This window comes from Pseudomonas sp. GWSMS-1, assembly GCF_049847425.1.
Taxonomy (GTDB): Bacteria; Pseudomonadota; Gammaproteobacteria; order Pseudomonadales; family Pseudomonadaceae; genus Aquipseudomonas.
Window position 1 is genome coordinate 2,702,977 of record NZ_JBMHHV010000005.1, and the last position, 20,885, is coordinate 2,723,861.

The following is a 20,885-nucleotide window of genomic DNA, read 5'->3' on the forward strand; positions in this document are numbered from 1 at the left end:
ACCTGCGGCCAGAGGCGGATTAGTTCAACTGCTCGACGCGGATACGCACAACACTGCCGACCACATCTTCAAGCGCCTCAAGGGCACTGATCGCCTCGTTGATTTGTGCTTCGACCACACGATGGGTGACCAGAATCATCGGTACCAGGCCGTCCTGCTCCTCGGCTTCCTTCTGCATGATCGACTCGATATTGATCCCGCGTGCCGACAGGATGCTCGCCACCTGGGCCAATACGCCCGGATGATCCTTGGCCTGAATGCGCAGGTAATAGGCGCTTTCACTTGCTTCGATCGGCAGAATCGGGTGATCGGACAGCGAGTCGGGCTGGAACGCCAAGTGCGGTACGCGGTTGGTCGGATCAGCTGTCAGCGCGCGAACCACATCAACCAGATCGGCGATGACCGATGAAGCCGTCGGCTCCATGCCGGCGCCAGCACCGTAATACAGGGTGCTGCCTACCGCATCGCCATTGACCATCACGGCATTCATCACGCCATTGACGTTGGCAATCAGGCGGTCAGCCGGAATCAGTGTCGGGTGCACGCGCAACTCGATACCAGCCTCGGTACGGCGCGCCATACCCAGGTGCTTGATGCGGTAGCCCAGCGCCTCGGCGTAGTTCACGTCCGCAGTGGTCAGTTGGGTGATGCCTTCGGTGTAGGCTTTATCGAACTGCAGCGGTATACCAAAGGCAATCGAGGCGAGAATGGTCAGCTTATGCGCCGCATCGATGCCTTCAACATCGAAGGTTGGATCAGCTTCGGCGTAACCCAAAGCCTGTGCTTCAGCCAGCACGTCCGGGAAGGTACGGCCCTTTTCACGCATTTCGCTGAGGATAAAGTTACCGGTGCCGTTGATGATCCCGGCAACCCAGTTAATGCGGTTAGCCGCCAGGCCTTCGCGGATCGCTTTGATCACCGGAATACCGCCAGCCACAGCCGCTTCGAAGGCGACGATTACGCCCTTCTCGCGGGCCCGGGCGAAGATCTCATTGCCATGCACGGCGATCAGCGCCTTGTTGGCGGTGACCACATGCTTGCCGTTATCGATGGCCTTGAGCACCAGCTCCTTGGCCAGCGTGTAACCGCCAATCAGCTCGATAACGATATCAATCTCGGGGTTGTTCACCAGCTCGAATACATCGCTGGTCATGCTAATACCGGTCGTATCGTACTGCGGCTTGGGTGAACGAATGGCGATCTGGGCGACTTCGATACCGCGCCCTGCGCGCCGGGTAATTTCCTCGGCATTACGCTTGAGTACATTCAAGGTACCGCCACCGACGGTACCTAGCCCACAGATGCCTACTTTCACCGGTTTCACACTGAACTCCCCATCTGCATGCGTAAAACGACCGGAGCAAGCCCGGTCTTAGAAAAAGAGCCGCACCATACGAAGCGGCTGTTTATTAGTCAATCCGCGACAAGGCTCAGATCACTTGGACTCGAGGGCGATTTTCGCCAACTGCGGCGCTGGCTGGTAGCCGGGAATGATCTTGCCATTGGCCAAGACGATGGCCGGCGTACCACTGACCCCGATCATTTGCCCCAGCGCGTATTGCTTGGCAATCGGGCTGTCGCATTGCGCATCATCCACGCCCTGACGGTTTTTCGCTCGGTTCATGGCCGCCTGGCGGTCTTTGGCACACCAGACATTCGACAACTCTTTGGCCGCTGCGCTTTGCAGCCCCTGGCGCGGGAAGGCCAGGTAACGCACCTCAATACCCAAACGATTCAGCTCAGGCACTTCGCTGTGCAGTTTCTGGCAATAGCCACAATCGGTATCGGTGAATACGGTGATATGGGTTTTCGGCTGCTTGGGCGCGAACACCACCATTTCTGACGCGGGAATGGCCTCCATCAGCTTGACCACACCACGGCTCTCGGCTGCTTCAGTCAGGTTCACCGGCTTGCCGTCTTTGACCTGAAACAGATACCCCTGCAGCAGGAACTGGCCGTCTGCACTGGTGTACAACTGCCGACCACCGGCCAGCTCGACCTGATAAACACCAGGCATAGGGCTTTCGGCAATGGCTTCAATTGGCAGGGCCGGATCGATAGCCTTGAGGCTATTGCGGATGGCCTGATCGGCGTCGGCAGCAACGCCCACGCCGCTGATCAGCCCCAGAGCCAACGCCACAACAATGCGGTTAAAACGCATACAAACTCCTGGCAAAAAACCATCTAACGAGGGATGCGCGCAGCCTACCATAGAAGCCCACACAGACCGACCACAGCAGGCCAGACGGCGCGTTCAGCCACGCGGATGGTGCTGCGCATGCAACTCCTGCAAGCGCGCACGGGCGACGTGGGTGTAAATCTGTGTGGTCGACAAATCGCTATGCCCCAAGAGCATCTGCACCACGCGCAGATCCGCGCCATGGTTGAGTAAATGCGTGGCAAATGCATGGCGCAGGGTATGAGGCGACAGGCTCTTGGCAATCCCAGCCACTTTGGCCTGGTGCTTGATGCGGTGCCAGAAGGTTTGCCGCGTCATTTGCTCGCCACGCAAGCTGGGAAACAGCACATCACTGGGCTTGCCATCCAGCAGAAACGGCCGCGCCTCCTTGCTATACCGCTCAATCCAGACAATCGCCTCTTCACCCAGCGGCACCAGGCGCTCCTTACTGCCCTTACCAAACACCCGCAGCACGCCCTGGCGCAGATTGACCTGCTCCAGACTCAAGCCAATCAACTCACTGACGCGCAGGCCGCAGGCGTACAGCACTTCCAGCATGGCGCGATCACGCAGACCGATGGGGTCGTCCAGCTCTGGCGCCGCCAATAAAGCCTCAACATCTGCCTCGGACAACGACTTGGGCAGCGGCCGCCCCAGCTGCGGCATATCCACCTGCAGGGTCGGATCGCGCCCGATCAACTGCTCACGGACAAGGAACCGGTAGAAGCCGCGCAACCCCGATAACAGCCGAGCGGTAGAGCGCGCTTTGTAACCTTCATTTAAGCGCCAGGCCAGGTGATCGAGAATCAGCTCACGCCCGACATCCGCCAGCAGCACGTCACGCGCCTGTAACCAGCCATGAAACAGCGCCAGATCACTGCGGTAAGCCGAGCGGGTATGCGCCGACAGCCCCTTTTCCAGCCATAGGGACTCTACAAAACGGTCAATCAGCGGGTGGTCGATGGCTGGCATGTAGAACTATTACGACAGAAAGAGAGTTAGTCTTTCACAGCTTGGCCACGCAGGGCCAGGTATCCATTCGTAAGGATCCTTGATGAACGAACAACATATGCTCATGGCCTTCGCCGCCATCGGCGCCAGCGCCCTCGCCTGCCAATGGCTGGCATGGCGTTTACGCCTACCCGCCATTTTATTTCTGCTGATCGCCGGCATCCTGGCCGGCCCGATATTCGGCTGGCTTGACCCACAAGCCCTGTTCGGCGACTTGCTGTTCCCACTGGTATCGATGGCAGTCGCGCTGATTTTGTTCGAGGGTAGCCTGACCCTGCATTTATCGGAGTGGCGCGAGATTGGCAGCGTGGTCCGGCGCATGGTGACGATCGGCGCACTGGCCACCTGGGCCGTGATCGCCACCAGCACACATTACCTGCTTGGCTTTAGCTGGGAGATGGCCCTGCTGTTCGGCACCCTGACCCTGGTTACGGGGCCAACCGTGATCGTACCGATGCTGCGCGTCGTGCGCCCCAAAGCCTCGATTGCCAACATCCTGCGCTGGGAAGGCATCGTGATCGACCCAATTGGCGCACTGCTCGCCGTTGTGGTCTACAGCTTTATTATCACCAGCAGCGAAGGCAATGGCTGGCACAGCGGCTTGGGCACCTTCGCCGGCGTTATCGCCTGCGGCAGCCTGTTCGGGATTGCTGCCGGCTGGGCGCTCGGCACCGTCTTAAAGCGCCAGTGGCTGCCGAACTACCTGCATAACCTGGCGGTTTTAGCCACGGTACTCGGTGCATTCATCGCCGCCAACGAAGTCATGCATGAGTCTGGCCTGCTCGCGGTGACCCTGATGGGCATGTGGCTGGCCAATATGAAGGGCGTCGACGTGCGGCATATCCTGCACTTCAAGGAGAACCTCAGCGTCCTGCTGATTTCCGGCTTATTCATTCTACTGGCCGCACGACTCGACCTGAACGCCCTGCTCGCCCTCGGCCCCGCGGTATTGGTATTGCTGCTGATCATTCAATTTGTCGCGCGACCGCTGAATGTCGCGCTGTCGACCTTCGGTTCCAGCCTTAACTGGCGCGAGCGCGCACTGCTGGCCTGGATTTCGCCACGCGGTATTGTCGCCGCAGCTGTCTCGGCCATCTTCGCCATCCGCCTCGGCGAGCTGGGCTACGAAGGCGCAGAACTGCTGGTGCCACTGACCTTTGCGGTGATCATCGGTACGGTTGTGCTGCAAAGCGCCACGGCACGGCCGCTGGCCAAGCTGCTAAAAGTCGCAGAACCGGCGCCAAGCGGTTTTCTGATCGTTGGCGCCAACCCGGTAGCCCGCGCAATCGCCACAGCGCTTCAAACCCTCGGCAACCGCGTGCTGCTGTGCGACTCCAGCTGGGAGAACATCAGTACGGCGCGCATGAAGAAGCTCCCCACTTACTTTGGCAACCCCACCTCGCAGCATGCCGAAGCCCACCTGGATTTAGTCGGCCTCGGCCACCTGCTGGCACTGTCGCCCTCCAGCGAACTAAACGCGCTGGCTTGCATGCACTTTCGCCACGACTTTGCCGCGAATCGCCGCTTTACATTGCCCAGCGGCACAGAAAGTCGGCGCAGCGATAAACACCGCAGCCGCGATGCTGTGCGCGGCCGCCCACTTGGCAGCCAGGCACTGAGCTTTCCGCAGTTCGCCAGCCGCCTGAGCAAAGGCGCCGAGGTGCGCACCACGACCCTTACCAGCACCTTTGATTGGCCGGCCTACCAAAACCTGCATGGCGAGCGAGCCGTAATCCTGCTTGCTTGCGACCCCAGCGGTTGGATACATGTCGCCACCCATCCCCTTGAGATCGTGCCCGGGCCGGATTGGACTCTGGTTGCACTGATTAATGAGGAACAAGAGGCTTCCCGGTAGGCGAGTCGCCACTCAGGTAGACGCTGAGGCTTGCGAGAACCTCAGCGCCTAAACACCGCCACCGCTAAGCGCGCTGGAAAGCCAATCGGCATAGCGCGAGTGAGCGGCCTAAGGTGCTAAAGCACCAATACCGGCACGGGCTTCTTCTGCTCGTCAATTGCCACAAAACTGAACACACCGGTGATTGCTCGCTCGCGGGCATCGCTGCTCATGCTCTCGACAAACACCTCAACCTCAACCTTCAGGCTGGTGTTACCCACCGCAATGACCCGGCCAATCAGCTCGACTATTGAGCCCGCTGGAATCGCATGTTTAAAGTCGATCCGATCTGACGAAACCGTCACCAACGGCAAGCGGCAAAAACGCGTAGCTGCGATAAACGACACCTCATCCATCCAGGCCAATGCCGTACCGCCAAACAGGGTGTTGTGATGATTAGTCGTCGGCGGAAACACCGCCTTGGTTACGCGTGTTTCCGACAGCGCTGTACGCCGCTGTATTTCTTGCTCTCTTGGACTCATGCCACGACTACCTGATCAAACCCAATGCGCCGCCACTGCACGGCGAGACCGCTCAGGCATTGCGCGGGTATCACGCAACAGCGGACACCCCGCCTGTACGACTCACCGCACAGCAGCGCAATAAACGAAAAAAGCAGCCCGAAGGCTGCTTTTTTTGGAAAGCTGAGACTTAGCCCAGTTTTTCCTTGATGCGCGCTGCTTTACCGGACAGGTCACGGAGGTAGTAAAGCTTGGCTTTACGCACGTCACCGCGACGCTTAACAGCCAGGCTTTCAACCAGTGGGCTGTAAGTCTGGAAAGTACGCTCTACACCAACACCGTTAGAGATCTTACGAACAGTGAAAGCACTGTTCAGACCACGGTTACGCTTGGCGATAACAACGCCTTCAAACGCCTGCAGACGCTGACGATCGCCTTCCTTTACTTTTACCTGAACGACAATGGTGTCGCCCGGCGCAAAAGGAGGGATTACTTTGCCCATCTGCTCAGCTTCGATCTGCTGAATAATCTTGTTGGTCATGCTGCGCTCCTAAGACTGGCCTTGGCCGGTCATCGATACATTAACTATCGTCCCGCTGGCGGACGTATTCCTCCAGCAGCTTCTTCTCTTCTCCAGAAAGCGAGCGGCTTTCCAGAAGATCAGCGCGGCGTTCGTGCGTCCGACCAAGGGACTGCTGCAAACGCCAACGCCGGATGTGCTCATGATTGCCACTCAGCAATACATCAGGAACACGTTTATCCGCATACACCTCCGGGCGAGTGTAGTGCGGGCAGTCGAGTAGACCATCCGTAAAGGAGTCCTCCTCGGCCGAACTTGCATGACCCAGTGCACCAGGCAAAAGGCGCGTTACCGCATCGATCAGCACCATGGCCGGCAGCTCACCGCCGGATAGGACGTAGTCCCCAATCGACCATTCTTCATCGACATGCGCCTCAATAAAGCGCTCATCAATGCCTTCGTAGCGACCTGCGATGAGGATTAACGCCTCAACGTTTGCCAGTTCGCGTACTGCTGACTGCGTCAGCTGGCGACCTTGCGGCGAGAGATAAATCACCTTCGCTTTTTCACCTGCGGCGTGCTTGGCATCGAGCAAAGCATCCTCAAGCGGCTTGATCTTCATCACCATGCCAGGGCCACCGCCAAAGGGCCGATCATCCACAGTGTGGTGACGGTCAGTGGTGTAGCTTCGCGGGTTCCAACAGGTCAGTTGCAACAACCCCTGTTTCACCGCGCGGCTGGTAATGCCGTAATCGCTGATAGCGGTAAACATTTCCGGGAACAGCGTAATGACTTCAACGCGCAGATTAGGCATCAGGCTTAAAAGTCCGCATCCCAGTCGACCCGCATTTCGCCAGCGCTCAAGTCAATCGACAGCACGCATTGCTCGGTATAGGGCAACAGGCGCTCGCGACCATCCAGGCTGTCGGTGCAGGGTTTAACCACCATCACATCGTTGGCACCGGTTTCTAACAAGTGATCCACCTTGCCGAGCAATTGCCCTGCCTGATCGATAACCTTGAGACCTTCCAACTGGTACCAGTAGTACTCACCGGCCGTTAACTCAGGGAACAGGTTGCGCGGCACACAGATCTCATAACCGGAGAGAAGACGCGCTTCTTCACGATCATCAAGACCCTTGAGCTTCGCGACCAGGAATTTATCATTCCCGCGTCCGCTGACCAGCTCGACCTGTTTGACACTGCCTTCGCGCCTAAGCGTCCAGGACTTGTACTCCAACAGGTTTGCAACAGGATCCGTAAAGGAATACACCTTCACTTCACCGCGAACGCCATGTACAGAGTAAATCTTGCCGATAACAATCAAATCATCGGTAGAAGCAGGCGTCGCGCTCATATTGCTCAGGCCGCAGCCTTAGCAGCGTCCTTCAACAACTGGGCAACACGCTCAGAAGGTTGCGCACCAACGCTCAACCAATGGGCCAGGCGATCTTGCTTCACGGACAGGCGAACTTCCTGACCACGAGCGATAGGGTTGAAGAAACCGATCTCTTCTTTGTGTGCGCCGTCACGTGGGTTACGGCTATCGGTAACGTTAATCTTGTAGAACGGGCGCTTTTTGGAGCCGCCAAGGGCAAGACGAATTGTTAGCATGTGAACATAGTTCCTGTAGTCGGTGCTGCAAATCTAAATGCACAGCGGGCATAGGTGCCCGAAAGGCCGCATATTCTAAGGAATATCCGGACTTTTGCAAATGGCTTTTTCAGGCGCATAGGCTTGTGTAATCAAGATTTGCCAGAGGCCGCTATCCAAACCGGCCAGCCAGCTCCCGCAAAAGGCGGGTTTACTGTAAATCCCCGCCTTCAGCAGGGACTGCGCCGACATCGCTGCCGACGCGGATTCGTTACATTTTCGGCATGCCGCCTGGCATCATCCCGCCCATGCCACGCATCATCTTGGCCATACCGCCTTTGGCAGTGAATTTCTTCATCATCTTCTGCATTTGCTTGTGCTGCTTGATCAAGCGGCCGATGTCCTGCACCTGCGTACCAGAGCCCATGGCAATGCGGCGCTTGCGCGAACCACTGATCACATCAGGATCACGGCGCTCTTGAGGCGTCATCGAGTTGATGATCGCCTCCATTTGCTTGAACTGTTTCTCAGCCGCGCCCTGGGCATTACCCATTTGCGCCAGATTGACGCCGCCCATCTGTGGCAGCTTGTCCATCAAGCCACCCAGGCCGCCCATATTCTTCATTTGCTGCAGCTGATCACGGAAGTCTTCAAGATCGAAGCCCTTACCCTTCTTCAGCTTCTTGGTGAGCTTGTCGGCTTTTTCGCGATCCAGGGTCTGCTCAGCCTGCTCGATCAAACTGAGCACATCGCCCATACCGAGAATGCGCGAAGCGATACGGTCCGGATGGAAAGGCTCTAGCGCCTCGGTTTTCTCACCCATACCGATAAACTTGATCGGCTTACCGGTGATGTGCCGCACGGACAACGCGGCACCGCCACGGGCGTCACCGTCGACCTTGGTCAGTACCACACCGGTTAACGGCAGCGCATCGTTGAAGGCTTTGGCGGTATTGGCGGCGTCCTGACCGGTCATGGCATCGACCACGAACAGGGTTTCGACCGGATTAATCGCCGCGTGCAGCGCCTGGATCTCCGCCATCATCTCGGCATCAATGGCCAGACGACCGGCGGTATCGACGATCACCACATCAATAAACTTGAGCTTGGCTTCTTTGATCGCCGCTTCGGCGATATCCACCGGCTTCTGGCTGAGATCGGAAGGGAAGAACGTTACGCCAACATCGTGAGCCAGGGTTTCGAGCTGTTTGATCGCCGCCGGGCGATACACGTCCGCCGACACCACCAGCACGGTCTTTTTCTTGCGCTCTTTAAGGAAGCGCGCCAACTTACCGACCGTGGTGGTCTTACCCGCACCCTGCAGACCCGCCATCAGCACGACAGCAGGCGGCACCGCATTGAGCGCTAGGTCTTCGTTGGCGGCGCCCATCAGCTCTTCGAGCTCCGCACGCACGATCTTCACGAACGCTTGACCTGGGGTCAGGCTTTTCGACACTTCGGTGCCGACCGCGCGATCTTTGACCTTATTGACGAAGTCCTTAACCACTGGCAAGGCAACGTCAGCCTCAAGCAAAGCCATGCGCACTTCACGCAGGGTGTCCTTGATGTTGTCTTCGCTCAGCTTGGCTTTGCCAGTGACATTTCGCAGGGTCTGCGAGAGGCGGTCAGTCAGATTTTCGAACATGCGCGTTCCTTTCAGGCTCAAGCGAGCCGAGGGTGGGCTTGCAACAGGTCGCGGATTATAGCGAAGACTGCAGAGCACCGACACCGCCAGACGCTTTCGTGGCGCACAGGATGTATGCCACACTGGCCGCCTTTCGGGTTTGCTTGACAAGGATTTATGCACCCACTGCTACCCAGCCTCGCTGCTGCCTGCCTCTACGCAGGCGCCGCACTCTACCAAGGCCTGCGCCTGCAACAGCGCAGCACATCCAACAAGCGCCTGCTGATTGCACTCGGTACGTTGGCGTTGCTTCTGCACGGCAGCAGCCTGTTCCTGCAGATGTTCGATACCAGCGGCTTGTCGCTGGACTTCTTTAAGGCCGCCAGCCTGATTGCCGCCGCCGTTATTCTGCTGACCCTGTTGGCCTGCGCGCGTATACCGGTGGAAAACCTGCTACTGCTGCTATTCCCACTGGGAGTGGTCACCGTCTTGCTCGCCCAGTTCATGCCCACCGGCACCACCCAGTCCATCAATGAAGCGCCGGGCATAATCGCCCACATCCTCTTGTCGATTACTGCTTACGGCATGCTCACCATTGCGGTATTCCAGTCTCTGCTGCTGCTCTTGCAGGACCACCAACTCAAGCACAAACACCCCTCCGGGCTGATCAAGAACTTCCCTCCGCTGCAAACCATGGAAAGCCTGCTGTTCAGCTTCCTCTGGGCTGGCTGGGCGTTACTGTCACTCTCGCTGCTGTCTGGCGCACTGTTTATCAGCGACCTGTTTGCTCAGCACCTGGTACACAAAACCATCCTCTCGTGCTTTGCCTGGGTGGTCTTTGCCGTACTCCTGTGGGGCCGCCACCAACTCGGCTGGCGTGGCCATAAAGCCATTCGCTGGACCCTGGCGGGCTTCTGCCTGCTGATGCTGGCCTATTTTGGCAGCAAGCTGGTTCGCGAATTTATCCTGCACATCTGAGACCCCTTCCGTGGACGACCTACAATCCAGCTACCTGCTTGGGCTGCTGATTTTTTTGATTCTTTGCTCGGCATTCTTCTCCAGTTCGGAGACCGGCATGCTCAGCCTCAATCGCTATCGCCTCAAGCACATGGCCAAGGAAGGGCATAAAGGTGCCAAGCGCGTGACTGCCCTACTCAGCCGCCCAGATCGCCTACTCGGCACCATTCTGGTTGGCAACAATGTGGTCAATATTCTCGCCGCCTCCATCGCCACGGTATTGGCCGTCGACATGTGGGGCGAAGCCGGGATCGCGATTGCCACTGCCGGCCTGACCATCGTGGTGCTGATTTTTGGTGAAATCACCCCCAAAACATTGGCCGCACTGCGCCCAGAGCTGGTGGCTTTTCCCGCCAGCCGCGTGCTGCAGCTGCTGCAACGCCTGCTTTACCCGGTGGTCTGGACAACCAGCACAATCAGTAACGGCCTGCTGCGTCTGCTTGGCGTCGACCCTTCACTGCGCGCCAGTGACAGCCTGTCTACCGAGGAGCTGCGCAGCGTGGTGCGCGAATCCGCCGTAGGCATGCCGAAAAACCGCCAGAACATGCTGCTCGGCATCCTTGACCTTGAGCGGGTGACGGTGGATGACATCATGATCCCGCGCAACGAAGTCACCGGCATCAACCTTGATGACGACCTCGAAAGCATCATCAGCCTGCTGACCAACACCACGCACACGCGCCTGCCGGTGTTTCGTACAGACATCAATCAGATCGAAGGCATCGTGCACATGCGCCAGATTGCCCGCCTACTGTCGCACAATGAGCTGAGCAAAGAGGCGCTACTGGCAGCCTGCAACGAACCGTATTTCGTGCCGGAAGGCACACCACTGTCGACTCAGCTAATCAACTTCCAGAAGCAGAAACGTCGGATTGGCATCGTCGTCGATGAATATGGCGACGTGATCGGCATTGTCACCCTGGAAGACATCCTCGAAGAAATCGTTGGCGACTTCAGCAATCAAGACACCCTGCGCAGCCCGGATATTCACCCCCAGGAAGACGGCACTCAGGTGATTGATGGCGCCGCCTATATCCGCGAAATCAACAAGGCGTTGGACTGGCACCTCCCTTGCGACGGCCCCAAGACCCTCAACGGCCTAGTAACCGAAGCCCTGGAAAGCATCCCCGACAGCGCCGTATGCCTGAAGATTGGCCCGTACCGCCTGGAGATCCTGCAGTCCTCAGACAACCGGGTAAAAAGTGTACGCGCCTGGCAGGCCAAGCCTAAGGTGCACAGCGAGCCGCCGGCGCAAGACTGACGGCCAACCCCTGCGCCCACACGCGATAGCCCAGGCCTGACGGGTGATAACCATCACGCGCCAGGTACTCGGCCGAAAATTCCAGGTCAACCGTGTGATGGCCCGCGCCCACGCTCACCGCCAACTGACGTAAGCGCGTATCCAGCAAGCCTGCGCGCAGACCAAGCAAGCGCCGCAACAGCCAGGGCAACGCAGTAAAATGCTGCAGCGGCGGCACGCTACTAAACGCCACCGCGGCTCCGCGCGCAGCCAACGCCTCAGCCATGCTGCCGAGCGCCGCCGCCCAACGCGCCAACGAGGTCAAATGCGTGGTGTCGTTAACGCCGAACACCAACAGTGCCAGATCAAAGGGCTGATCCAGCACTTGCGGCAATAAGCACTCACGCGCTTGCGCGGCAGTAATACCGTTCTCGCCACAAGCCCGCCAGGCCACCGGCCGGCCTTCACGCGCCGCCAACGCTGCAGCCAGCTGCCCGACTAACGCCGCCTGCAGCTGATCAACCCCTACGCCGACAACAGTCGACTCGCCCAGCACCAGCAGGCGCAACGGCTCGCCCGGCAACGCCTGGCCCGCCACACCGCACAACAACCCGGCAGCCGGCGGTAAACGCAGCGCTTTACGCCGCGTATACACCGCCAACGGCAGCGCCACCGGTGCCAGCAGCGTAAAACCTAGCCACCATGCACCGGCGCGCCAAGCGCTCACAGCTCGACCTGAACCGCCTGCGCCGCACGCGTGGCCTTGGCCCGCGCCGCCGACAATGACTCATCACGCGCCAACGCCACACCCATGCGCCGCTGACCGCTGACTTCTGGCTTGCCGAACAAGCGCAGGGCGGTATCTGGCTCAGCAAGAGCGGCTGCCAAATTACCGAAACTGACCTGCTGCGACTCACCCTCAACCAAGACCACCGCAGACGCCGACGGGCCAAACTGGCGAATCGCTGGGATTGGCAAGCCGAGAATGGCCCGCGCATGCAGGGCGAACTCGGACAGGTCCTGAGAAATCAGCGTAACCAAACCGGTGTCGTGCGGGCGCGGCGAAATTTCGCAGAACCACACCTGATCACCTTTGACGAACAATTCAACACCGAACAACCCGCGACCACCCAGTGAGCCGGTGACCGCCAGAGCAATGCGCTCGGCCTCAGCCTGCGCCTTGGCGCTCATCGGTTGTGGCTGCCAGGATTCCTGGTAATCACCCTTGACCTGACGGTGGCCGACAGGCGCGCAGAACGTGGTGCCGCCACTGTGGCGCACAGTGAGTAGCGCGATTTCATAATCAAAATCGATAAAGCCTTCGACAATCACCCGCCCCTTACCAGCGCGCCCACCCGCCTGGGCGTAATCCCAGGCCGACTGCAGGTCATCAATACTCTTCAGTACCGACTGACCCTTGCCGGAGGAACTCATGATCGGCTTGATCAGGCAGGGAAAGCCAATAGCCGCAACCGCTGCCTGGCACTGCTCGAAAGAGTCGGCAAACTGATAAGGCGAGGTCGGCAAGCCCAGCTCTTCGGCGGCCAGACGGCGAATGCCTTCGCGATTCATGGTCAGCTGGGCGGCGCGGGCACTCGGAATCACGGTGAAGCCTTCGTTCTCCAGCTCAACCAGCGTTGCGGTGGCAATGGCTTCAATTTCCGGCACGATGTAGTGCGGCTGCTCCAATTCGATAACCGCACGCAACGCGTTACCGTCGAGCATGTCGATCACATGGCTGCGGTGCGCTACCTGCATAGCTGGCGCATTGGCGTAACGATCCACGGCAATCACTTCAACGCCCAAGCGCTGCAGCTCAATCGCCACTTCCTTACCCAGCTCACCAGAGCCGCACAACAGCACACGGGTCGCACTCGGCGACAAAGGGGTTCCGATACGGGGCATGGAAATTCCTCAAACAAACAAATAGAAGGCGGTATTACAACAAGATGCCCTGGGCCTGGGCGCGCTCATGGCAATGCAGCAGCACTTGGCGGCGCTCAGCATTATCCATTAGGCCCCAGCGGGTAATTTCGGCGACTGAGCGCTGACAGCCGATACATAAGTCTTGGTCATCCAGCGCACAGACATGCACGCAGGGTGAAGCAACCGGACGTTCCTGCTCCATCAGTCGTCCTGCTCTGACAAGTCGCGGGCGTAACGCTGAGCGTTGTGCACGTAATGGGCGGCGCTGGCTTCAAGCATTTTCTTTTGCGCCTCGGTCAGCTCACGCACCACTTTGCCCGGCGACCCCATGACCAGCGAACCATCAGGAATTTCCTTGCCCTCACCGATCAGGCTGTTGGCGCCGATGATGCAGTACTTACCGATTTTCGCGCCATTGAGCACCACAGCATTGATGCCGACCAGGCTGTAATCGCCCACTGTGCAGCCATGCAACATGGCGTTATGGCCAATGGTCACGCCAGTGCCAATATTCAGCGGGAAGCCCATATCGGTGTGCATCACCGTGCCATCTTGCACGTTGCTGTTCTCACCGATATGAATCAGCTCGTTGTCACCGCGTAACACGGCGTTGAACCACACGCTTGCGCCCGGCTCAAGTTTGACCTTGCCGACCAGGGTGGCATTAGGCGCAACCCAGCTGTCGGCATGGGTGTCTACATGGGACTGGCCCAAACGGTATTTCATGCGTTATTCCTCATCCCACAGTCATGTGAGCTTGATGAAGTGCTCAGGCGGCTGGCGCATATCGATATGCACATCGTCGAACACCAGGTTGACCAACTCGATCAACATGATCGCCGTAAGCCCCCAGATTTTATATTCGCCGTAGCGGTAACTTGGCACATACCAACTGCGCCCGAGGTAATCGATACGGTGAGTGGTTTCCCGTGGGTCATCACGAAAGAATGCCAGCGGCACGGCAAACACGGCGGCAATCTCGCCATCATTGGGCTTGTACTCGACAAAATCCGGCACCAGGCCGACATAAGGCGTGACCTGAATGCCATGACGCGAGACCAAGGTACTGAGCGGCCCAATGATCTCGACCAGCCCTGGCGGCAGGCCAATTTCTTCCTCAGCTTCGCGCAAAGCAGTCTGCACCAAATCCGCATCTTCCGGATCACGCCGCCCGCCAGGAAAGGCCACTTCGCCACCGTGGGTGGACAGGCCGCTGGCGCGCAACGTCAGCACCACTTCCGGCTCGTCACTGCGGGTGATGGGCACCAGCACTGCAGCCTCAGGGTAGCGTGTGTCGATCGGCATATCCTGCGGGCTATAGCCACGCATGCGAAGGAGCAACTCTTCCAGCATGGGGATTCTCGGTGTTTTATTCTGCCGCCGATGATGGCACGAAAGCAGCGCATGGCCCAAGCCCCACGCCGCCGACTGCCATCATTCAGGCGCTCGATAAGCCTGCCTTCAAACGCTTGCCGAGCACCCGCTGCGCACGCCAAGATAGCCCATACGCAACGAGGATCTGGCATGAAGTTCTGTAGCAACTGTGGCGGGTCGATCAGTTACCACATCCCGCAGGGTGACAACCGCTTGCGCCACGTCTGCGCGCAATGCCAGATGGTGCACTATCAAAACCCGCGAATCATCGCCGGGTGCCTGCCGGTATGGGGCGAACAAGTGCTGCTGTGCCGGCGCGCGATCGAACCACGACGGGGCTACTGGACCCTGCCGGCCGGCTTTATGGAAAACGGCGAAACCCTCGAGCAAGCCGCCGCACGCGAAACCCATGAAGAAGCCTGCGCCCGGGTGCGCAGCCTCAGCCTTTACACCCTGTTTGACCTGCCGCACATCAACCAGGTGTATATGTTGTTTCGCGCAGAGTTGGTCGACCTGGACTTTGCCCCCGGCGAAGAAAGCCTTGAAGTTGAGCTTTTCCATGAGCAGGACATCCCCTGGTCAGAGCTGGCTTTCCCGACCATCGGGCGTACCTTAGAATGCTACTTCGCTGACCGTCTTGCGCAGCACTACCCGGTCCGCAACGAGCCGCTTGAAGCCTTGCGCGCACATTACAAGAAAGCCCTTTGATCCATGGAAAATACGATGCGCTGGTTGTTCGCCCTACTCTGCCTGACCGCTGCCCTGACTGGCCAAGCCAGCACCACCCCGACACTTAACGGCAAGATCATCGACAAGGTCTTGGTGGTTAAATCCGAACGCACGCTGCACCTGATCAGCCGTGGCGACACCCTCAAGTCCTACCGCATGTCATTGGGCAAAAAGCCTGAAGGCGCCAAACAATACGAAGGCGACATGCGCACTCCAGAGGGTTTTTATTGGATCGACTGGCGTAAGACCAGCGACAAATACAACCTCTCCATGCACATCTCCTACCCTAACGCGCGCGACCAGGCGCAAGCCCGCGCCAAGGGCATATCGGCCGGCGGCATGATCATGATCCACGGCACGCCGCTGGATGAGGAATACCCCGAATGGTTCTTCCACACCCTGGACTGGACCGAAGGCTGCATTGCCATGAAGAACACCGATATGCGCGAAATCTGGAGCCTGGTTAAGGACGGCACACTGATCGAAATCAGGCCCTGATCACCAGATAAAAAAGGCCCCTTCGCGGTGCCTTTTTTACGCCTTAGAACTGAATATCAGACAGCCGCCACACCTCAAAGGCCGGAGTTTCGTAAGGATGCTGCTGCTTCATGGCCTTGACCGCCGCATGGATCAGCTCGTCAGCCACCACCATCTCGACCTTCCACTCCATGACCTGCTCGACCCGTCCCAACTGGCCGAGAAACGGCTGACTACCTTCCAGCGCACGAAACTGGCCCTGCCCCAAGATTTGCCAGCAGCATTGATCATAATGACCAATACGTCCGCCACCGGCGCTAAACACCGCATTTTTAACGTATTCCAGGTGCGTTTCAGGCACATAAAAGCACAGCTTGTACATTAGCGGCTCCCCCGCAAAGGCTTATAACAGCGTGACAACAAGGCCACTGCGCATGAGCTTTTTACTGACTAAGTAGGCGTAGCCTACGGCCGTAAAAGCAGCTGCGCCTCAACACATCAGCGCAAACAGCAAGGCGCCACGCAGCTAAACCCCACGCCAAAATCGCCACCAACGGTCTTTAAGACCCTTACCGGCGGATGATGACTGCCATCACAATAGGGTAGACGGTGCGACAAACCGCAACGGCAAAGCAGCAGGAACTGCTCGCGCTCAGGCAGCAGTTCAAGCCTTTCAGAGCAGGCGCAAACACAATCAGGAAGCTGGGACGAACGCCCACAGCGGCACAGCTGCAAGGTATCGCCAGGTTTAACCTGGCGCACCTCAGGTAAAACGGGCGCAGGCTTACTCAACATAAGCCTGCGCCATGTGGATCAATCCACCCACACACGCGCGTTGCGGAACATGCGCAGCCAGCCCGCATCTTCCTGCCAGTCATCCGGTTTCCAGGAGTTCTGTACGGCGCGGAAGACGCGCTCCGGGTGCGGCATCATGATGGTCACACGACCGTCGCGACTGGTCAGGCCGGTAATCCCGCGCGGCGAACCGTTAGGGTTGGCCGGGTAGGTTTCAGTGACCTTGCCGTGGTTGTCGATAAAGCGCATGGCCACACAGCCGGACAGGTCGGCTTCGAGCAGGGCTTCCTCGCTTTCAAACTCGGCATGGCCTTCACCGTGAGCAATGGCGATTGGCATGCGCGAACCGGCCATGCCCTGCAAGAAGATCGATGCTGACTCTTGCACCTGCACCATCGCCACACGCGCTTCGAACTGCTCCGAACGGTTGCGCACGAAGTGCGGCCAGAACTCGCTGCCCGGGATCAGCTCGTGCAAGTTGCTCATCATCTGGCAACCGTTACACACGCCCAAGGCGAAGCTGTCCTTGCGCTCGAAGAAGGCCTGGAAGCCATCACGCGCCCGGCTATTGAACAATACTGACTTAGCCCAGCCTTCGCCGGCGCCGAGTACGTCGCCGTAGGAGAAGCCACCGCAGGCAACCAGGCCCTTGAAGGCGTCCAGGCTAACGCGACCGCTGAGGATGTCGCTCATGTGCACATCAATCGCATTGAAGCCGGCGCGATCGAAGGCGGCCGCCATTTCCACCTGACCGTTAACGCCCTGCTCACGCAGTACAGCGATCTGCGGACGCACACCCTTGCGGATATACGGCGCGCTGATGTCCTGATTGACATCAAAGCCAAGCTTGACCGACAGACCGGGGTTATCTTCCTCCAGCAAGCCATCAAACTCTTGGTCAGCGCACTCAACGTTATCGCGCAAACGCTGGATCTGATAGCTGGTCTGCGCCCACTGACGCTGCAGCAGATGGCGCTGGCCAGCGAAGACCGGCTGACCACTAAAGTTGATCGCCACGTCATCACTGTTGACCGGCTGACCGATCACCGCCACGCAGTCACCCAACCCCGCCGCACTGAACTGTGCCAGCACCTCCGGCGTAGCGTCCTGGTGCACCTGAATCACTGCGCCCAACTCTTCGTTGAACAGCACAGCCGCCAGCTCAGCACTTTCGGCAGCCAATGCATCGAGGTACAGGTTGAGGCCGCAATGACCGGCAAACGCCATTTCCAGGGCAGTAACCAGCAAACCACCGTCAGAACGGTCGTGGTAAGCCAGGATGTGACCGTCGGCGTTCAAGCCCTGGATCACTGCAAAGAAAGCCTTGAGGTCTTCGGCGTCGTCGACATCCGGGGCCTGGCTGCCGAGCTTGCTGTAGACCTGGGTGAGGATCGACGCGCCCAGACGGTTCTGCCCACGACCGAGGTCGATCAGGATCAGATCAGTTTCGCCCTTATCCATACGCAGTTGCGGAGTCAGGGTTTTGCGAATATCGCTGACCGGCGCAAAGCCGGTCACCACCAAGGACAGCGGCGAGGTCACGCTCTTATCAGCACCCGCGTCCGTCCACTGGGTCTTCATCGACATCGAGTCTTTGCCCACCGGAATGGTGATACCCAGCTCCGGGCACAGCTCCATACCCACCGCTTTAACGGTGTCGTACAGGCGCGCGTCTTCACCCGGATGGCCCGCGGCTGACATCCAGTTGGCAGACAATTTGATGTCGCTGATGGCATTAATGCGCGAAGCCGCCAGGTTGGTCAGGGTTTCACCAATCGCCATACGCCCGGATGCAGCCGCATCCAGCAGCGCCAGCGGGGTGCGTTCACCCATGGCCATGGCCTCACCGGTGTACACATCAAAGCTGGTGGCAGTAACGGCGCAGTCAGCCACCGGTACCTGCCAAGGGCCAACCATCTGATCACGCGCCACCAGACCGGTAATGGTGCGGTCGCCGATGGTGATCAGGAAGCTCTTGCTGGCCACAGCCGGGTGATGCAGAACGCGGGTGACCGCTTCATCAATCGCCAGGGTGCTGGCATCAAAGTCATCACCCAGCTCATTTTCACGCGTGGCCGAGCGGTGCATACGCGGGGCTTTGCCCAGCAGCACGTTAAGCGGCATGTCCACGGCATTGTTGCCAAAGTGGCTGTCAGTCACGGTCAGGTGAGCTTCTTCAGTGGCCTCCCCGACTACGGCAAACGGGCAGCGCTCACGCTCACAGATGGCTTTGAAGCGCTCGAAATTGGCAGCATCCACCGCCATCACGTAGCGTTCCTGAGATTCGTTACTCCAAATCTCATGCGGCGCCATGCCCGGCTCATCATTCGGTACGTTGCGCAGTTCGAAACGGCCGCCACGCCCGCCATCGTTAACCAATTCAGGGAAGGCGTTGGACAAACCGCCCGCACCAACGTCGTGGATAAAGGCAATCGGGTTGTTCTCGCCCAACTGCCAGCAACGGTCGATGACTTCCTGACAGCGACGCTCCATTTCCGGGTTTTCGCGCTGCACCGAGGCGAAATCCAGGTCGGCCGAACTGGTGCCGGTGGCCATCGACGAGGCCGCGCCGCCGCCCAGGCCGATCAACATGGCTGGGCCACCGAGCACGATCAGCTTGGCGCCAACGGTGATCTCGCCTTTCTGCACGTGTTCGGCGCGGATGTTACCCATGCCGCCCGCGAGCATGATTGGCTTGTGGTAACCGCGTACTTCTTCACCGCGCGGGGTCTGGATCGCCTGCTCGAAAGTGCGGAAGTAGCCGGTCAGCGCCGGACGACCAAATTCGTTGTTGAACGCCGCGCCCCCCAGCGGGCCTTCAATCATGATGTCCAGCGCGGTAACGATGCGCTCAGGCTTGCCGTACGGCACTTCCCACGGCTGCTCGAAACCCGGAATTTGCAGGTTGGACACGGTGAAGCCGGTGAGCCCCGCCTTCGGCTTGGCGCCGCGGCCGGTGGCACCTTCGTCACGGATCTCGCCACCGGAACCAGTGGCAGCCCCTGGGAACGGCGCAATCGCCGTCGGGTGGTTGTGAGTTTCCACCTTCATCAGAATATGCACCGGCTCCTGCACCGCGCCGTACTGACGGGTTTCTGGGTCCGGATAGAAGCGCCCGGCAACGTTGCCGACGATCACCGAGGCGTTGTCTTTATAAGCCGACAACACACCTTCGCTGTGCATCTGGTAGGTGTTCTTGATCATGCCGAACAGGGATTTTTCCTGGCTCTGGCCATCAATATCCCAGCTGGCGTTGAAGATTTTGTGGCGGCAATGCTCAGAGTTAGCCTGGGCGAACATCATCAGTTCGATGTCGTGCGGGTTGCGCCCCAGCCCGTTGAAGCTAGTCACCAGGTAATCAATTTCGTCTTCGGCCAGGGCCAGGCCCAGCTCGACGTTGGCCAGCTCCAGCGCAGCGCGACCGCCACCGAGAATGTCCACCGCTGTCAGCGGCTTGGGCTGAGCATGACTGAACAGTGCGCTAGCACCTTCGAGGTTATCCAGCACCAACTGAGTCATGCGGTCATGCAGCAGATCAGCCACCAGCTGCGCCTCGGCGGCATTCAGCTCGCCGCTGACGTAGTACGCCAGGCCGCGCTCAATGCGCTGGATCTTCGCCAGACCACAGTTGCGAGCGATGTCGCTGGCCTTGCTCGACCAGGGCGAAATGGTGCCAAAGCGCGGAATGGCCAGGAACAGGCGGCCAGTTGGCTCCTGCACCGGCACACTCGGGCCATATTTCAGCAAACGGGCCAATACCTGCTCTTCGTCGGCACTCAGAACACCGGACACTTCGGCGAAGTGCGCGAACTCGGCATACAGACCGGTGACCGCAGGAACCTTACTGGTCAGTTGTTCAAGCAATTTGCCGTGACGGAAAGCAGAAAGGGCGGGAGCGCCGCGCAGGATCAACATCGGGGACAGCCTCTGGGAAGGGGTGTACTTTGAGGCCGTGCATTCTAGCCTAAAGCGTCGCCAACGGCACCCGCGAAGGCCGGCCTCTGTTAGCGCCGCATGACAAAGCCAGGCACCCGCTGAAATGCCCG

Annotated in this window: 22 protein-coding genes; 5 read left to right on the forward strand and 17 right to left on the reverse strand. The window is 59.0% G+C overall.

What is annotated here, in order from left to right:
- Positions 1-19: 19 nt before the first annotated feature.
- From ACEPAJ_RS16395 to xerD, 3 genes are all read right to left on the reverse strand, one after another.
- Positions 20-1,324, reverse strand: coding sequence for a homoserine dehydrogenase (locus ACEPAJ_RS16395; RefSeq protein ID WP_425916210.1), 1,305 nt, complete (start codon positions 1,322-1,324; stop codon positions 20-22).
- A gap of 111 nt (positions 1,325-1,435) precedes the next feature.
- Positions 1,436-2,161, reverse strand: a complete 726-nt coding sequence (dsbC, locus tag ACEPAJ_RS16400; protein WP_425916212.1) for a bifunctional protein-disulfide isomerase/oxidoreductase DsbC — start codon at positions 2,159-2,161, stop codon at positions 1,436-1,438.
- 93 nt (positions 2,162-2,254) lie between these two features.
- Positions 2,255-3,151: a site-specific tyrosine recombinase XerD gene (xerD, locus tag ACEPAJ_RS16405; RefSeq protein ID WP_425916214.1), complete on the reverse strand. Its 897-nt coding sequence runs from the start codon at positions 3,149-3,151 to the stop codon at positions 2,255-2,257.
- 82 nt (positions 3,152-3,233) lie between these two features.
- On the opposite strand from xerD, the gene ACEPAJ_RS16410 reads away from it, so the two are divergent.
- Positions 3,234-5,045 carry a cation:proton antiporter gene (locus tag ACEPAJ_RS16410; protein WP_425916216.1) on the forward strand — a complete coding sequence of 604 codons (1,812 nt, stop codon included), beginning with the start codon at positions 3,234-3,236 and terminating at the stop codon, positions 5,043-5,045.
- A gap of 116 nt (positions 5,046-5,161) precedes the next feature.
- Here ACEPAJ_RS16410 and ACEPAJ_RS16415 read toward each other — a convergent pair whose 3' ends face one another.
- The 6 genes from ACEPAJ_RS16415 to ffh form a co-directional block, all read right to left on the reverse strand.
- Positions 5,162-5,566, reverse strand: coding sequence for an acyl-CoA thioesterase (locus ACEPAJ_RS16415; RefSeq protein WP_339906705.1), 405 nt, complete (start codon positions 5,564-5,566; stop codon positions 5,162-5,164).
- Between the two features lie 169 nt (positions 5,567-5,735).
- Positions 5,736-6,086: a 50S ribosomal protein L19 gene (gene rplS / locus ACEPAJ_RS16420; RefSeq protein ID WP_090239267.1), complete on the reverse strand. Its 351-nt coding sequence runs from the start codon at positions 6,084-6,086 to the stop codon at positions 5,736-5,738.
- Between the two features lie 40 nt (positions 6,087-6,126).
- Entirely contained in the window at positions 6,127-6,879 is a 753-nt protein-coding gene (gene trmD, locus ACEPAJ_RS16425) for a tRNA (guanosine(37)-N1)-methyltransferase TrmD (RefSeq protein ID WP_322950587.1), read from the reverse strand.
- A gap of 5 nt (positions 6,880-6,884) precedes the next feature.
- Complete coding sequence (gene rimM, locus ACEPAJ_RS16430; protein ID WP_425916219.1) at positions 6,885-7,421, reverse strand: ribosome maturation factor RimM; 537 nt, start codon at positions 7,419-7,421, stop codon at positions 6,885-6,887.
- Between the two features lie 5 nt (positions 7,422-7,426).
- Positions 7,427-7,678 carry a 30S ribosomal protein S16 gene (gene rpsP, locus ACEPAJ_RS16435; protein WP_425916221.1) on the reverse strand — a complete coding sequence of 84 codons (252 nt, stop codon included), beginning with the start codon at positions 7,676-7,678 and terminating at the stop codon, positions 7,427-7,429.
- Between the two features lie 250 nt (positions 7,679-7,928).
- Positions 7,929-9,302, reverse strand: a complete 1,374-nt coding sequence (gene ffh, locus ACEPAJ_RS16440; protein WP_425916223.1) for a signal recognition particle protein — start codon at positions 9,300-9,302, stop codon at positions 7,929-7,931.
- A gap of 156 nt (positions 9,303-9,458) precedes the next feature.
- On the opposite strand from ffh, the gene ACEPAJ_RS16445 reads away from it, so the two are divergent.
- On the forward strand, positions 9,459-10,259 hold the full coding sequence (locus ACEPAJ_RS16445) for a cytochrome C assembly family protein (protein WP_425916225.1): 801 nt from the start codon (positions 9,459-9,461) through the stop codon (positions 10,257-10,259).
- Positions 10,260-10,269: 10 nt separating this feature from the next.
- Positions 10,270-11,559, forward strand: coding sequence for an HlyC/CorC family transporter (locus ACEPAJ_RS16450; protein WP_425916227.1), 1,290 nt, complete (start codon positions 10,270-10,272; stop codon positions 11,557-11,559).
- Here the strand turns inward: ACEPAJ_RS16450 and ACEPAJ_RS16455 are convergent.
- From ACEPAJ_RS16455 to ACEPAJ_RS16475, 5 genes are read right to left on the reverse strand one after another with little or no spacing between them, the layout of a single operon-like run.
- The gene (locus tag ACEPAJ_RS16455; protein ID WP_425916229.1) at positions 11,525-12,265 is read right to left on the reverse strand and encodes an SGNH/GDSL hydrolase family protein; all 741 of its coding nucleotides are present in this window, start codon (positions 12,263-12,265) and stop codon (positions 11,525-11,527) included. The genes ACEPAJ_RS16450 and ACEPAJ_RS16455 overlap by 35 nt on opposite strands.
- On the reverse strand, positions 12,262-13,443 hold the full coding sequence (purT, locus tag ACEPAJ_RS16460) for a formate-dependent phosphoribosylglycinamide formyltransferase (RefSeq protein ID WP_425916231.1): 1,182 nt from the start codon (positions 13,441-13,443) through the stop codon (positions 12,262-12,264). Before purT ends, ACEPAJ_RS16455 begins: the two co-directional genes overlap by 4 nt.
- A 34-nt stretch (positions 13,444-13,477) precedes the next feature.
- Complete coding sequence (locus tag ACEPAJ_RS16465) at positions 13,478-13,666, reverse strand: DUF1289 domain-containing protein (RefSeq protein ID WP_425916233.1); 189 nt, start codon at positions 13,664-13,666, stop codon at positions 13,478-13,480.
- Positions 13,666-14,190 carry a gamma carbonic anhydrase family protein gene (locus ACEPAJ_RS16470; RefSeq protein WP_425916235.1) on the reverse strand — a complete coding sequence of 175 codons (525 nt, stop codon included), beginning with the start codon at positions 14,188-14,190 and terminating at the stop codon, positions 13,666-13,668. Before ACEPAJ_RS16470 ends, ACEPAJ_RS16465 begins: the two co-directional genes overlap by 1 nt.
- 21 nt (positions 14,191-14,211) lie before the next feature.
- Complete coding sequence (locus ACEPAJ_RS16475; protein WP_322950580.1) at positions 14,212-14,817, reverse strand: CoA pyrophosphatase; 606 nt, start codon at positions 14,815-14,817, stop codon at positions 14,212-14,214.
- Positions 14,818-14,988: 171 nt separating this feature from the next.
- On the opposite strand from ACEPAJ_RS16475, the gene ACEPAJ_RS16480 reads away from it, so the two are divergent.
- A complete protein-coding gene (locus ACEPAJ_RS16480) occupies positions 14,989-15,546 on the forward strand; it encodes an NUDIX hydrolase (RefSeq protein ID WP_425916237.1) in 558 nt (185 codons plus the stop codon).
- 15 nt (positions 15,547-15,561) lie between these two features.
- Positions 15,562-16,065: a L,D-transpeptidase family protein gene (locus tag ACEPAJ_RS16485; protein WP_425916239.1), complete on the forward strand. Its 504-nt coding sequence runs from the start codon at positions 15,562-15,564 to the stop codon at positions 16,063-16,065.
- Between the two features lie 43 nt (positions 16,066-16,108).
- Here ACEPAJ_RS16485 and ACEPAJ_RS16490 read toward each other — a convergent pair whose 3' ends face one another.
- From ACEPAJ_RS16490 to purL, 3 genes are all read right to left on the reverse strand, one after another.
- A complete protein-coding gene (locus ACEPAJ_RS16490; RefSeq protein WP_425916241.1) occupies positions 16,109-16,426 on the reverse strand; it encodes an NGG1p interacting factor NIF3 in 318 nt (105 codons plus the stop codon).
- A 116-nt stretch (positions 16,427-16,542) separates the two neighbouring features.
- Complete coding sequence (locus tag ACEPAJ_RS16495) at positions 16,543-16,839, reverse strand: CDGSH iron-sulfur domain-containing protein (RefSeq protein ID WP_425916243.1); 297 nt, start codon at positions 16,837-16,839, stop codon at positions 16,543-16,545.
- Between the two features lie 18 nt (positions 16,840-16,857).
- Positions 16,858-20,754 carry a phosphoribosylformylglycinamidine synthase gene (gene purL, locus ACEPAJ_RS16500; protein WP_425916244.1) on the reverse strand — a complete coding sequence of 1,299 codons (3,897 nt, stop codon included), beginning with the start codon at positions 20,752-20,754 and terminating at the stop codon, positions 16,858-16,860.
- Positions 20,755-20,885 lie beyond the last annotated feature (131 nt).